The following is a 13824-nucleotide window of genomic DNA, read 5'->3' as shown; positions in this document are numbered from 1 at the left end:
GACAGCCGCTCATCGACGGACCTCGATGCCTGCGGCGGCGAGCGCGTCCTTGACCTGCCCGACCGTCAGGGCGCCGAAGTGGAACACGCTGGCGGCGAGCACCGCGTCCGCGCCGGCGCGCGCCGCGGCCACGAAGTGCTCCGGCTCCCCGGCACCGCCCGACGCCACGAGGGGCACGTCGACCCGCTCCCGGACGGCCGCGAGCATCTCGAGGTCGAAGCCCGCGGTGGTGCCGTCGGCGTCCATCGAGTTCAGCAGGATCTCGCCCGCGCCGAGGTGTGCGGCACGCGCCGCCCACTCGACGGCGTCGAGGCCGGTGCCGCGGCGACCGCCGTGGGTCGTCACCTCGAAGCCGGAGGGCGTGACCGTCCCCCCGGTGACGCGTCGGGCGTCGACGGACAGCGTCAGGACCTGGCGGCCGAACCGGGCGGCGATCTCCGCCACCAGCTCGGGGCGCGCGATGGCGGCCGTGTTCACGCCCACCTTGTCCGCGCCGGCGCGCAGCAGGCGGTCGACGTCCTCCGTCGAGCGCACCCCGCCACCCACCGTGAGCGGGACGAAGACCTGGTCGGCGGTGCGGCGCACCACGTCCACCATGGTGGCGCGGTCGCCCGACGACGCCGACACGTCGAGGAACGTCACCTCGTCCGCGCCCTCGCGGTCGTAGCGCGCGGCGAGCTCGACGGGGTCGCCGGCGTCGCGCAGGTGGGTGAAGTTGACGCCCTTGACGACCCGCCCGTCGTCGACGTCGAGGCACGGGATCACACGGACGGCCACGGACATGCGGGACTCACCCTTCCTTGCTGTCGTCGCCGGGCTGCTGCTCCGGCTCTCCGCCGTCGTCGCCCTGGGACTTCCCGGCGGACTTTCCGGTGGACTCGTCCTCCGTCACCTGGAAGTGCGCGTCCAGGATGTCCACGACGTAGACCAGGGTCTCGCCGGCGAGGTCGCTGCTGGTGCCACCGTAGCCGAGGCTCGGGGGCACGACGAGCAGCACCTGGGAGCCGACGGTCTGCTCGACCAGCCCCTGGTCCAGGCCGTCCACGAGTTGGCCGATACCGATCGTGGCGGACTGCGGCCTGGTGCCCGGCGTCCACGTCGTGTCGAACTGCTTGCCGTCGCTCCACCGCACCGCCGTGAACCGCATCGTGACGACCTGCCCGACCTGCACCTGGGGGCCGGTCCCGCGCAGCAGCGGCTGCACCTGCAGGTCCTCCGGAGGCGCCCCCTTGGCCGGCACCCGGACGGTCGGCGTGCCGTCGTCGGCCCGCGCGACCGTCGGCAGGCCGTCCGCGACGGGCACCTCGACGCCGGACGCGCGGGTCGGCAGCACGTCGACCACCAGGATGACCGGCACCCCGTCGTCCTCCTCGACGAGCAGCATGCGCGCGCCGACCTTCTGGCCGCGCAGCGTGTCGTAGAGGTTGGAGCCGAGCGACTCCGGCGACATCGTGTACCAGGCCGGGGCGTCGATGTACGTGCTGGAGATGACGGTGCCGTCCCGCCCGTTCTCGGCGTACATGTTCAGCAGCACCGGCTCGTCGTCGACGACGGCGTCGCCCGACCCCGGCCACACGGTCCGTGCACCCGGGCGCACCACGTCGTAGGGCTGCTCGTAGTGGAGGGCGGGCGGCTCGCCGACGGCACCGGACACCTGCACGGGCGCCACGGACGGCTGCGACGACGGCCCGTCGCCCAGCCCGCCCAGCAGCGACGAGCCGCAACCACCGAGGACGAGGGAGCCGCCGAGCAGCAGGGCCAGCAGGAGGGTCAGTCGGCGGAGCACCGCGACAGTCTGCCACGGCCACCGGTCCCGGCCGCGCGGACGCCCACACTGCGCCGCTACATGGACTCGATCAGCCGGTCGACGCGCTCGTCGACGCTGCGGAACGGGTCCTTGCACAGGACCGTGCGCTGTGCCTGGTCGTTCAGCTTCAGGTGCACCCAGTCCACGGTGTAGTCGCGGCGCGCCTCCTGCGCGGCGCGGACGAAGTCGCCGCGCAGCTTGGCCCGCGTGGTGGGCGGCGGGACCGCCGTCGACTCGAACACCTCGAGGTCGGTGACCACGCGCTCCACCATGCCGCGGGCGGCGAGCAGGTTGTACAGCCCCTCGGTCCGCGAGATGTCGTGGTAGGCGAGGTCGAGCCGGGCGATGCGCGGGTCGTCCAGCGGCAGGTCGTGCTTGGCCTGGTACCGCTCGATCAGGTTCAGCTTGATCACCCAGTCGAGCTCGCGCTCGACGAGCGACAGGTTGCCGGACTCCAGGGCGCGCAGCCCGCGCTCCCACAGGTCCAGCACCTGCTTGACGACGGGCGTCGCGCCGTCGTGGCTGTCCACGTGCTCGCGCACCCGGTGGAAGTACTCCCACTGGATGTCGACCGCCGTGGCCGTGCGGCCGTTGGCGAGCTGCACGGGGTGCAGGCCGGTGCGGTCGTGGCTGATCTCCCGGATGGCGCGGATCGGGTTCTCGAGCGACAGGTCGCGCATCGGCACCCCGGCCTCGACGAGACGCAGCACGAGGTCCGTCGCGCCGACCTTGAGCATCGTCGTGGGCTCCGCCATCGAGGAGTCGCCCACGATGACGTGCAGGCGGCGGTAGCTCTCGGCGTCGGCGTGCGGCTCGTCACGCGTGTTGATGATCGGGCGCGACCGGGTGGTGGCGCTGGAGACCGCCTCCCAGATGTGGTCGGCCCGCTGCGACAGGCAGTACACCGCCCCGCGCGGGGTGGCGAGCACCTTGCCCGCGCCGGTGAGCACCTGCCGGGTGATGAGGAACGGCACCAGCACCTCGGACAGCCGGGAGAAGTCCCCCTGCCGGCGCACGAGGTAGTTCTCGTGGCAGCCGTAGGAGTTCCCCGCCGAGTCGGTGTTGTTCTTGAACAGGTGCACCTTGCCCGACAGGCCCTCGTGCTCGAGCCGCTCCTGCGCGTCGGCCACGAGGCCCTCGAGGATGCGCTCGCCGCCCCGGTCGTACGCCACGAGCTGGTGCACGTCGTCGCACTCGGCCGTGGCGTACTCGGGGTGCGAGCCGACGTCGAGGTAGAGGCGGGAGCCGTTGCGCAGGAAGACGTTCGACGACCTCCCCCACGCCACGACCTTGCGGAACAGGTAGCGCGCCACCTCGTCCGCGGACAGGCCGCGCCCGTCGTCCGCCGCGCACGTCACTCCGTACTCGGTCTCGAGACCGAAGATCCTGCGGTCCACGACGTCTCCCCTCTGTCGGCCCTGCTCGCCCGTCTCAGTCGCCCGGCTGCTCGAGCAGCCCGGCCAGCGCGGCACCCTGCAGCCGGCGGAACGCCCGCCGCCGGCCTCCGCGCTCCAGCACCGCCACCTCGAGGCCGGCGGGTGCGATCTGGCGCTCCTCGCCCGGCGCAGCCACCGAGCCGTCCGCCCCGACCGCGCCGAGCGTCCGCACCGCGAGCGCGATCGTCTCGGCCAGGGACATCCCCTCGTGCCAGGCCTCGCCGACGCGGGCGCCGAGCTGCTCCGCCTGGCCGCCCATGACCACGTGGCCGTGCTCGTCCGCGACCGAGCCGTCGTAGGACAGCCGGTAGATCTGGTCGGCCGACGGTGTCGCCCCGACCTCCGCGACGACCAGCTCCACCTCGAGCGGCTTGGACTCCGTGGTGAACACCGTGCCGAGCGTCTGGGCGTACGCGTTCGCGAGCCCGCGCGCGGTGACGTCGGTGCGGTCGTAGGAGTACCCGCGCAGGTCCGCGTACCGCACGCCGGCGACCCGGAGGTTCTCGAACTCGTTGTACTTGCCCACCGCGGCGAACGCGATGCGGTCGTAGATCTCCGAGATCTTGTGCAGCGCCCGCGACGGGTTCTCCGTCGCGAAGGCGATGCCGCCCTCGTAGGCCAGGACGACGACCGAGCGGCCCCGGGCGATGCCCTTGCGGGCGAAGTCGGCCCGGTCCTTCATCAGCTGCTCGGGCGAGACGTAGAACGGCATCGTCATGCGCGCGCACCTCCCCGCGTCCCGCCGCCCGCTGGGCGGTCCCCGTGGGCGGCGCGGTGCGCCGCCCCTCGCTCGGCGACGATCCGCTCGACCGTCGCCGCCAGCTCGTCGTCGCCCACCCGGCGCACGCCGTCCGCCGTCACGACCGTCACGACCGGCCAGATCTGCCGGACGGGGTCCGGGCCGCCGGTCGCGCTGTCGTCGTCCGCCGCGTCGTAGAGCGCCTCGACCGCGACGCCGACGGCGGCGTCGGCGTCGAGCCCCGGTCGCCACAGCTTCTTCAGGGCGCCGCGCGCGAACACCGAGCCCGACCCGACCGTGTGGTGGTCGTGCTCCTCGTACCGGCCGCCGGTGACGTCGTAGCTGAACAGCCGGCCGTACCCGCGGTCGAGGTCGTAGCCGGCGAACAGCGGCACCACCGCGAGGCCCTGCAGGGCGAGCGGCAGGTTCCCGCGGATCATGGTCGACAGACGGTTGGCCTTGCCGTCGAGGGACAGCAGCGACCCCTCGATCTTCTCGTAGTGCTCCAGCTCGAGCTGGAAGAGCCGCACGACCTCGATCGCCACGCCTGCCGAGCCGGCGATGCCGACCACCGAGTACGCGTCGGCCGCGAAGACCTTCTCCATCTCCCGGCTCGCGATGAGGTTGCCCGCGGTGGCCCGGCGGTCGCCCGCCATGATCACGCCGCGGCCGCCGTCGTCGGACCCGAACGTCAGGGCCACGATGGTGGTCGCGTGCGGCGCCAGGCCCTCGGCGGACGCACCCCCGGAACCGGGCCGCCGGCCGGGCAGGAGGTCCGGGGAGTACCCCGCGAGGAAGTCCACGAACGAGGACGAGCCAGGACGCAGGAACGCGTCCGGCAGGCGTCCCGAGGTGTCAGCGCTGGTCATGGGCGATCACTGACCGCCCTTCTGGACGAAGCCGCGGACGAACGACTCGGCGTTCGTCTCCAGGACCTCGTCGATCTCCTCGAGGAGGGCGTCCACCTCGGCGTCCCGCTCGGTCGCCGCCGGGGCCACCGGCGCGGGGGCGCCCGCGTCGTCGTCGGGCGTGCGGTCCTCGTGCTGCGGGTTGATCCGTTCCTGACCGGCCATGGTCCGCCTCCTTCGCTGCTGCGGAGTCCCCGAGAGGAGCTCCGGGGAGAGTCTCGCGTCGTCAGCCTATGCGCTGCGGGCGACACTGCGCGGCGACGTCCACGCGCGTTGCGCCCAGGGCTGAACGAGTCCACCCGCAGGGCACCCGGATCGGCCCCGACAAGGGCGTCGCCGCCGGTCAGTCGCCTCCGCGCAGCCCCTTGAGGAGGGCTGCGGCGTCCGGGCTGGCGTCCAGCAGGGCGCCGATGTGCGCCCGGGTGCCGCGCGACGGGTCGAGCATCGGCACCCGTTGCAGGGCGGCCGCCCCGGGGACGTCGAAGATGACGGAGTCCCAGCTCGCCGCGGACACCTGGTCGGCGTAGCGCGCCATGACCTCGCCGCGGAACCACGCGCGGGTGTCGGCCGGCGCGTGGTGGACCGCGTCGGCGACCCGCTCGTCGTCGACGAGCCGCTCCACGGCCCCCGACGCCACGAGCCGGTGGTAGATGCCGCGCTCGGGTCGCACGTCGGTCCACTGCAGGTCCAGCGCGTGCAGGCGCGGGTGGTCCCAGCCGAGACCGTCGCGCGAGCGCATCCCCTCCAGGAGCCGGCGCTTCGCCACCCACTCGACCTCGCGCGCGCAGGTCGCCGGGTCGGTGGCGAGCCGGCCCAGCACCGACCGCCAGCGGTCGAGCACGTCGGCGGTCTCGGCGTCGGACGCCCCGGCCGCGAGCGCCGCCACCGACCGGGCGGCGACGTCGGCGTACGCCTCCTGGACCTGCAGGGCGGTGAGGCGACGGCCGTCCGCGAGCTCGAGCGTCGCCGTCAGGTCCAGGTCGCGCGAGACCCGCTGCACGTCCGCGACCGGGTCCACCAGCCGCAGGGCCGCGAGCTCGGCCCGCGCCGCCACGCCCGCCTCCGCCAGCTCGTCCAGGTGCTCGAGCACCCACAGCACGAGGGACGTGGTGCCGAGCTTGAGGAACGTCGCCACCTCGAAGAGGTTGGCGTCGCCGATGATTAGGTGCAGGCGGCGCCAGCGCGTCCGGTCCGCGTGCGGCTCGTCGCGCGTGTTGACGATGGGGCGGCGCAGGGTCGTCTCCAGCCCCACCTCGGCCTCGATGTAGTCCGCGCGCTGCGAGAGCTGGAACCCCGCCTCGGCCCCGGTGGGCCCGAGGCCCACGCGGCCCGACCCGGTGAAGACCTGGCGGGTCACGAGGAACGGCGTCAGCAGGTCGACGAGCGTCCCGAACGGCAGGCCGCGGTCGACGAGGTAGTTCTCGTGCGTCCCGTAGCTGGCGCCCTTGCCGTCGACGTTGTTCTTGTAGAGCACGACGTCGCCGCCCGGCACCTCCGCGAGCGCGCGGACCGATGCGAGCATCACCCGCTCGCCCGCCACGTCCCACAGGACGCCGTCGCGCGGGCCCGTCACCTCCGGGGACGAGTACTCCGGGTGGGCGTGGTCGACGTACAGGCGCGCCCCGTTGGTGAGGATGCAGTTCGCGGCGCTCGGGTCGTCGTAGTCCTCGGCCGCCGGGCGCTCCACCTCCTCCGGCTGCTGCCGGGGCGGGCGCGCGGCCGCCCGGCCCCGCGCCGACGCGCCCGGCGTCCCGGCCGCGGACGCGACCTGCGCCGAGGCCGGCGTGTCGCCGGCTCCGCCGACCGGGCCGGACGGCGCGGGCCGGGACGGGTCGTCGGTCAGGAGCGACGGGTGCGCCGAGGCGCGCTGCAGGTGGAACCCGCGGGCGTCCTGCAACGGGTCCTCGTCGTCGTAGTCCCACCGCGCCGGCGGCCTGGCGCCCGCGCTGGCCACGAGGGCGCGGTACGTCATGACCACCTGCGAGCTCATCAGCATCGGGTTGGCCATCGGCCGCCCCGGTGCCAGCACGCCGTACTCGGTCTCGATCCCCATCACGCGACGAACGCTCACGCCACCACCCTAGGTGTCCGGGAACGAGATCGAGGTACCTGTCTCGACGCCGCCCCGGGGACGGTGTCGAGTCAGGTACCTCGATCCTTGCGCGCGACGTGACCGCGGGCGACGACGCGCTACAGGTACTGGCCGGTGCTCGTCACGGTGTCGATGGTGCGCGGAGCACCGTCGCCGCCCTTCTTCTGGACGATCGTGCGGATGAAGACGATGCGCTCGCCCTTCTTGCCGCTGATCCGGGCCCAGTCGTCGGGGTTGGTCGTGTTGGGCAGGTCCTCGTTCTCCTTGAACTCGTCGACGCACGCCGACAGCAGGTGCTCCACCCGGATGCCGCGCTGCCCGGTCGCCAGGAAGTCCTTGATGGCCGACTTCTTGGCACGGTCCACGACGTTCTGGATCATCGCGCCGGAGTTGAAGTCCTTGAAGTACAGGGTCTCCTTGTCCCCGGACGCGTACGTCACCTCGAGGAACTGGTTCTCCTCGTCCTCGGAGTACATCCGCTCCACGACGCTGCGGATCATGGCCCCGAGCGCCTCCGTCTGGCTGCCCCCGTGCTCCGCGAGGTCGTCGGGGTGGATCGGCAGCGCCGGGGTCAGGTACTTCCCGAAGATCTCGGTCGCACCCTCGGCGTCGGGCCGCTCGATCTTGATCTTCACGTCCAGGCGGCCGGGCCGCAGGATCGCGGGGTCGATCATGTCCTCGCGGTTCGAGGCGCCGATGACGATGACGTTGTCGAGGCGCTCGACGCCGTCGATCTCGGCGAGCAGCTGCGGCACGATCGTCGTCTCGACGTCCGAGGACAGGCCGGTCCCGCGGGTGCGGAACAGCGACTCCATCTCGTCGAAGAACACGACGACGGGGGCGCCCTGGGTCGCCTTCTCGCGGGCCCGGGCGAAGATCAGGCGGATGTGCCGCTCGGTCTCGCCGACGTACTTGTTGAGCAGCTCCGGGCCCTTGACGTTGAGGAAGTAGCTCTTCGCCGTCGGGTCCCCGCCACGGGTGGACGCCACCATGCCGGCGAGCGAGCTCGCCACGGCCTTCGCGATGAGCGTCTTGCCGCACCCGGGCGGGCCGTACAGCAGCACGCCCTTGGGCGGGCGCAGCCCGTGCTCGCGGAACAGGTCGGGGTGGGCGAAGGGCAGCTCGACGGCGTCGCGGATCTGCTCGATCTGCGGCCCCAGCCCGCCGATGTCCTCGTAGGCGATGTCCGGGACCTCCTCGAGGACCAGCTCCTCGACCTCGGACTTGGGCACCACCTCGTAGACGAACCCGCTGCGCACGTCGACCGTGAGCGCGTCCCCGACGCGCAGCGTGGTGTCGGCCACGGACCCGGCGAGGCGCACGACCCGCTCCTCGTCGGCGCGCCCGACCACGAGGACGCGCTCGGCGTCGAGGACCTCCTTGACGGTCACCAGCTCGCCGGTGCGCTCGTACCCGCCGGCCTCGACGACCGTCATGGCCTCGTTGAGCTTGACCTCCTGGCCCGGACGCAGGCCCTCGACGTCGAGCGAGGGGCTGGACTGGACGTGCATCTTGCGGCCGGCCGACGAGATGTCGACCGAGCCGTCCTTGTGGGCGGCGAGGAACGTGGCGTACGTCCCCGGGGGTTTGGCGAGCTCGTCGATCTGGCCCTTGAGCTCGACGATCTGGTCGCGCGCGGCGCGGAGCGCCTCGGCGAGCCGCTCGTTCTTCGCGGCGAGGAGGGCGAGCTGGGCGTCGTGGCTCGGTCCGGTCGGCAGCCCCGACGTGTCCGGGCGGACAGGGTTGTCGGTCATGGCATCCCCTCTCGTGCGGCCCGGGTGGTCACCTGCCCGGGCGGGAAGCGCCCCCGGAGTACAGCACCCTAGACACGAACACCGACGGCCGGGGGTTCATTTCACGGAGCGGTCGCGACGTCGCCCGACCGAGACCTCCCGGTGACCGGGCCGTGACCCGCGGCCGTCGCCGGTCCCCGGGCGCTCCCCCACGCTCAGTCCTGTGCCGTCGGCGCGTCGGGCGCCACGCCGAGGTCGCGCCGCACGCGACGGATCTTCTTGTCCGACACGGCGCGCTCGCCGAGCTCCTCCTCGGACCACTCGGCGTCCGGCGCGGGGTAGGAGCCCTTGGCCGGACGACGGGTGCGCTCGGGCGGTGCCACGCCGTCCGCGAGCCGCCGGGCCGTGACCAGGAAGCCCGTGTGGCCGATCATGCGGTGCTGCGGGCGCACCGCGAGGCCCTCCAGGTGCCAGCCGCGCACCATCGACTCCCACGCCTGGGGCTCGGCGAACCGGCCGTCGGCGCGCAGGTCCTCCGCGGTCCGCGACAGCTGCGTGGCCGTCGCGACGTAGCAGATCAGCACGCCACCGGGCACCAGCGCACGGGCGACCGGGTCGACGTTCTCCCACGGCGCCAGCATGTCGAGGACGACACGGTCCACGGTGCCGGGCTCTGCGACGGTGGGCAGCACGTCCGCGAGGTCGCCCACCGAGAGCCGCCAGGCCGGGTGCTCACCGCCGAAGAACGACTCGACGTTGCCCCGCGCGATGGCGGCGAAGTCCTCGCGCCTCTCGATGGAGTGCAGTTCGCCGGCGTCGCCGACTGCGCGCAGCAGGGACATGGTCAGTGCTCCCGAGCCAACGCCGGCCTCGACCACGCGGGCTCCCGGGAAGATGTCGGCCATCTGCACGATCTGGCCGGCGTCCTTGGGGTAGACGACGGCGGCCCCGCGCGGCATCGACAGCACGTAGTCGCTCAGCAGCGGGCGCAGCGCCAGGTACTCGACCCCCGCCGTGTTCGTGACGACCCAGCCCTCGGGCCGGCCGATGAGGTCCTCGTGGCGGAAGTAGCCCTTGTGCGTGTGGAAGGTGCCGCCGGGCTTCAGCGTGATCGTGTGCAGGCGACCCTTGGGGTCGGTCAGCTGCACCCGGTCCCCCTCGCGCAGGGGCCCCCGGCGCAGGTCGGCGCCGGTGGCCGTGCCGGTCGACGAGGGGGCCGGGTCGGCGGTCGGTCGGTTCTCGGGCGCGGCGGGATCGGCGTGGGTCACGACGGGCGAGTCTACCGGCCGCCCTATCGGCGCAGGGCGGCGGCGACCCGTGCGACGTCGAGCACGCCCGTGACGCGGCCCGCCTCCAGGACCGGCACCACCCGCGCCCCCGACGACCCGTGGGCGAGCCGGTCGAGCAGCGCGTCCCCCTCGAGGTCGGACGTGACCGCGGAACCCGGCGGGAACGGCACGACGACGGACTCCACGGGCGTGGCGTCTGCCCGGGCGGCGGGGACGTTCGCCACGGCGGCCGGGTCCACCCAGCCGACCGGCTCGCCGGACGGCCCGACGACGGCCACGACGGCGCCCGGGCTGCCGGCCGCCGCCACGGAGACCCCGGCGACCGTGGTGGCCACCGGGACGACGACGGCGGGCACCGCGAGCCCGCGGGCGGACAGCGTCGCGACCCGGGCGCGCGTCTGCGCCCCCTTGATCGCGTCGCCCGCGCCGGACCACAGGAACGCGCCGATGAGCGCCGCCCACACGACCGTCACCCAGGACGGGGTCCCGCCGTCCAGGAGGGGCCACAGGAGCGCCCAGGCCAGCACGCCGATCGCCACGACCCGGCCCACCCAGCCGGCGGCGAGGGTGCCCTTGGAGCGCGAGCCCGTGGCGCCCCAGACGATCGACTCGAGGATCTGGCCGCCGTCGAGCGGCAGGCCGGGCAGCAGGTTGAAGAACCCGACGAACGCGTTGGAGACCGCCCCGGCGAACAGCAGCATCGAGGGCACCGTCCCGATCGGCTGCAGCTGGAAGGCCACCCAGAACGCCCCTGCCAGCGCGAGGTTGGTCAGGGGGCCCACCACGGCCACCAGGACCCCGTCCAGCGGTCGCCCGCCCGGACCGGTGTAGGCCGTGTGGCCGCCCCAGAGCGTCAGCGCGAGCTCCGTCACCCGGTGGCCGCGCGAGCGCGCGACCAGCGCGTGCGCCACCTCGTGCAGGAAGACGGAGGCGAACAGCAGCAGCACGAACGCGAAGGCGACCACGAGGACGCCGGTCGTCGTCATGCGCGGCGCGAACCACGACCGGACCGTCGGCGCGAACACCAGCGTCAGGACGAGTGCGCCGAAGAACCACGAGGGGGTGACGAGGACCGGCGCGCCCGCGATGCGGCCGACCACCCATCCCCGGGAGCGAGAGGTCACCCGGTCAGGCTATCCGGCGTCGGCGGCCGTCCCGGCACCCGGCCGGGTGTCCCCGCCCGACCGTAGGGTGGCGCGCATGACGACGACCGCCACGACGGACCTGCCCGACGGGGCACCGGAGGCCGAGGCCCGGCCGCCCGCGCTGTCGCCGTCGCGTGCGAGCGACTTCGTGCGCTGCCCGCTGCTGTTCCGCTTCCGCGCGGTCGACCGCCTGCCGGAGCCGGCGTCGTCGGCGGCGGCGCGGGGCACCCTCGTGCACGCCGTCCTCGAGCGTCTCTTCGACGCCCCGCCCGGCGAGCGGACCCGCGAGGCGGCCGCGGCGCTGGTGCCCGGGGAGTGGGCACGCCTCGTCGAGGCGGAACCGCGGTACGCCGCCCTGTTCGACGCCGACGGCGACGCCGCAGGGACCACGCCCGAGCGCTGGCTCGCCCGCGCCCGCCAGCTGGTCGGCACCTACTTCACCCTCGAGGACCCGAACCGGCTGCAGCCGGAGGCGCGGGAGCTGCGCGTCGCGACACCGCTGGACGGCGGTCCCCTGCTGCTCGGGGTCGTGGACCGGCTCGACGTCGCGCCCGACGGCGCGCTGCGGGTGGTCGACTACAAGACCGGCCGCGCTCCTGGCCCCGCGTTCGAGGCCTCCGCGCTGTTCCAGATGCGGTTCTACGGACTGGTCCTGTGGCGCGACCGCGGGGTGGTGCCGCGCATGCTGCAGCTCCTCTACCTGGGCGACGGCCAGGTGCTCCGCGCCCAGCCGACGGAGCAGGAGCTCGAGGCCACGGAGTCCAAGGTGCGGGCCCTGTGGTCGGCGATGCAGGACGCCGCACGTACGGGCGACTGGCGTCCGCGCCCCGGTCGCCTGTGCGGGTCGTGCGCGCACCAGGCCCTCTGCCCCGCGTTTGGCGGCACGCCACCGGCGATCCCCGCGGGCGCGCTGCGCGCCCGGCTTGGGGTCGACGGACCCGACGGGCAGGTGCTCGCCGGCGGGTGAGGTCAGCGGGTGAGGTCGACGACCTCGCCGGCCGCGATCCGCGCGATCGTCGGCACGTCGACCCGCTCGAGCGACGCCGCCCGGCTGAGCCCGTCCAGGCGCGGCACGGGCAGCACCGCCTCGACGCCCAGCGTCGCGACGCCGGCCGCCCGGGCGGACGCGATCCCGGTCGGCGAGTCCTCGATCGCGACGCAGTCCGCCGGGTCGACGCCGAGCCGCTGCGCGGCGATCAGGTAGGGCTCCGGGTCCGGCTTGCCACGCTCGACCTGGTCGCCGGTGACGACCGTCACGAACGCGCCGGCCGGCCCGCGGGAGACGACCTCCTCCGCCAGGACGGTGTAGCTCATGGTCACGAGCGCGCAGGGCACGCCGGCCTCCGCGAGGGCGGTGAGGAGCTCCAGGGCGCCAGGCTGCCACGGCACGTGCTCGCGCACCTGCTCGACGACGCGCCCCAGCAGGCGCTCGACGATCGCGTCGACGGGCAGGTCCACCCCGCCCTGGTCGCGCAGGATCGCCGCGGACACGGTCAGGTCGTTCCCGACGAGCTGCAGCGCCTGCTCGTGGCTCCACGTGCCGCCGTGCTCCGCGACGAGCTCGTGCTCCGCCCCGATCCAGTACGGCTCGGTGTCGACGAGGGTCCCGTCCATGTCCCACAGGACTGCCGCGGGCAGTGCCGGCGGCGTCGTCACAGAGGTCTGCGGGGCAGGGGCGAAGGTCTCAGGCACCCGTCCATCGTACGGACCACGGGCCGCGCCCCCGCCGTGGCGACCGCGTGAGACGGGCCACGCGGCACGGCCTCAGACGGGCCGGGTGCTGTATACGCTGGACGAATGACGACCCAGCCGGAGCCCACCGGGCGCCACACCGCACGGCAGACCGTGATGATCGCCGCGTTCGAGGGCTGGAACGACGCGGGCAACGCCGCCACGGCCGCGCTCGGTCACCTCGCGCAGGTCTGGGACGCGGAGCAGGTGCGCGAGCTCGACCCGGAGAACTACCACGACTTCCAGGTGAACCGGCCCGTGGTCGAGACGGGGCCGGACGGGGAGCGGACCATCACCTGGCCCACGACCACGGTCTCGGTCGCCGAGCTGCCCGACCGCACGGTCGTGCTCGTGCACGGCATCGAGCCGTCGTTCCGCTGGCGGTCGTACTGCGCCGAGCTGCTGGAGCTCGCCGAGGAGCTGGGGGTGCGCACCGTCGTGACCCTGGGCGCCCTGCTGGCGGACGTGCCCCACACGCGACCCATCCCGATGACGGCCACCACGGAGAGCGACGGCATGCAGGCGGTGCTCGACGTCGAGCCGAGCACGTACGAGGGCCCCACGGGCATCGTGGGCGTCCTGCAGCACGAGGCGGACCGGCGCGGCTTCCAGGCGGTGTCCCTGTGGGCCGCGGTGCCGCACTACGTCGCGAACCCGCCCTCGCCCAAGGCGACGCTGGCGATCCTCACCCGCGTGGAGGAGCTCATCGCCGCGACCGTGCCCCTGGGCGACCTGCCCGAGGACGCCGAGGCCTGGCAGCACGGGGTCGACGAGCTGGCCTCCGAGGACGCCGAGATCGCCGAGTACGTGCAGCAGCTGGAGGAGGCCAAGGACACCGCCGACCTGCCGGAGGCGTCCGGCGAGGCCATCGCGCGGGAGTTCGAGCGCTACCTGCGCCGCCGCGACGTCGGCGGGGACAAGGGCGGCGACAAGAGCTAGAGGTT

13 protein-coding genes are annotated in these 13824 nt (G+C 73.9%); 2 read left to right on the top strand and 11 right to left on the bottom strand.

Translation table 11 applies throughout. The features are described 5' to 3' along the window. Positions 1-9 precede the first annotated feature (9 nt). The 10 genes from hisF to ACFT55_RS03145 all read right to left on the bottom strand — a co-directional run bounded on the left by hisF (position 10) and on the right by ACFT55_RS03145 (position 11128). Positions 10-783 carry an imidazole glycerol phosphate synthase subunit HisF gene (hisF, locus tag ACFT55_RS03190; RefSeq protein WP_380241390.1) on the bottom strand — a complete coding sequence of 258 codons (774 nt, stop codon included), beginning with the start codon at positions 781-783 and terminating at the stop codon, positions 10-12. 7 nt (positions 784-790) lie between these two features. Then, entirely contained in the window at positions 791-1786 is a 996-nt protein-coding gene (locus ACFT55_RS03185) for an FKBP-type peptidyl-prolyl cis-trans isomerase (RefSeq protein WP_380241388.1), read from the bottom strand. Between the two features lie 56 nt (positions 1787-1842). Then, positions 1843-3204, bottom strand: a complete 1362-nt coding sequence (gene pafA, locus ACFT55_RS03180) for a Pup--protein ligase (RefSeq protein ID WP_380241386.1) — start codon at positions 3202-3204, stop codon at positions 1843-1845. 34 nt (positions 3205-3238) lie between these two features. Then, complete coding sequence (prcA, locus tag ACFT55_RS03175) at positions 3239-3961, bottom strand: proteasome subunit alpha (protein WP_380241384.1); 723 nt, start codon at positions 3959-3961, stop codon at positions 3239-3241. Next, positions 3958-4851 (bottom strand): proteasome subunit beta, encoded by an 894-nt coding sequence (prcB, locus tag ACFT55_RS03170; protein WP_380241381.1) that lies wholly within the window; start codon positions 4849-4851, stop codon positions 3958-3960. Before prcB ends, prcA begins: the two co-directional genes overlap by 4 nt. A 6-nt stretch (positions 4852-4857) precedes the next feature. Then, positions 4858-5055, bottom strand: a complete 198-nt coding sequence (locus ACFT55_RS03165; RefSeq protein WP_380241378.1) for a ubiquitin-like protein Pup — start codon at positions 5053-5055, stop codon at positions 4858-4860. 178 nt (positions 5056-5233) lie between these two features. Beyond that, on the bottom strand, positions 5234-6943 hold the full coding sequence (gene dop / locus ACFT55_RS03160) for a depupylase/deamidase Dop (protein WP_380241416.1): 1710 nt from the start codon (positions 6941-6943) through the stop codon (positions 5234-5236). Between the two features lie 137 nt (positions 6944-7080). Then, positions 7081-8736: a proteasome ATPase gene (arc, locus tag ACFT55_RS03155; RefSeq protein ID WP_380241376.1), complete on the bottom strand. Its 1656-nt coding sequence runs from the start codon at positions 8734-8736 to the stop codon at positions 7081-7083. Positions 8737-8930: 194 nt separating this feature from the next. After that, positions 8931-9983, bottom strand: a complete 1053-nt coding sequence (locus tag ACFT55_RS03150) for a tRNA (adenine-N1)-methyltransferase (protein ID WP_380241373.1) — start codon at positions 9981-9983, stop codon at positions 8931-8933. A gap of 23 nt (positions 9984-10006) precedes the next feature. Then, positions 10007-11128 carry a site-2 protease family protein gene (locus tag ACFT55_RS03145; protein ID WP_380241371.1) on the bottom strand — a complete coding sequence of 374 codons (1122 nt, stop codon included), beginning with the start codon at positions 11126-11128 and terminating at the stop codon, positions 10007-10009. 76 nt (positions 11129-11204) lie between these two features. Between ACFT55_RS03145 and ACFT55_RS03140 the strand changes: the two genes are divergently transcribed. Beyond that, positions 11205-12116 (top strand): RecB family exonuclease, encoded by a 912-nt coding sequence (locus ACFT55_RS03140; RefSeq protein ID WP_380241369.1) that lies wholly within the window; start codon positions 11205-11207, stop codon positions 12114-12116. A gap of 2 nt (positions 12117-12118) precedes the next feature. Here ACFT55_RS03140 and ACFT55_RS03135 read toward each other — a convergent pair whose 3' ends face one another. Further along, complete coding sequence (locus ACFT55_RS03135; RefSeq protein WP_380241367.1) at positions 12119-12841, bottom strand: HAD family hydrolase; 723 nt, start codon at positions 12839-12841, stop codon at positions 12119-12121. A 105-nt stretch (positions 12842-12946) separates the two neighbouring features. Here ACFT55_RS03135 and ACFT55_RS03130 point away from each other — a divergent pair, with 105 nt between their 5' ends. Further along, entirely contained in the window at positions 12947-13819 is an 873-nt protein-coding gene (locus tag ACFT55_RS03130) for a PAC2 family protein (RefSeq protein ID WP_380241365.1), read from the top strand. Positions 13820-13824: the final 5 nt, after the last annotated feature.

The sequence above is a fragment of the Isoptericola sp. NPDC057191 genome, assembly GCF_042670225.1.
Classification (GTDB): Bacteria; Actinomycetota; Actinomycetes; order Actinomycetales; family Cellulomonadaceae; genus Isoptericola.
The sequence above is the reverse complement of the archived record's forward strand: the minus strand, read 5'-3'. Positions and strand labels throughout refer to the sequence as shown.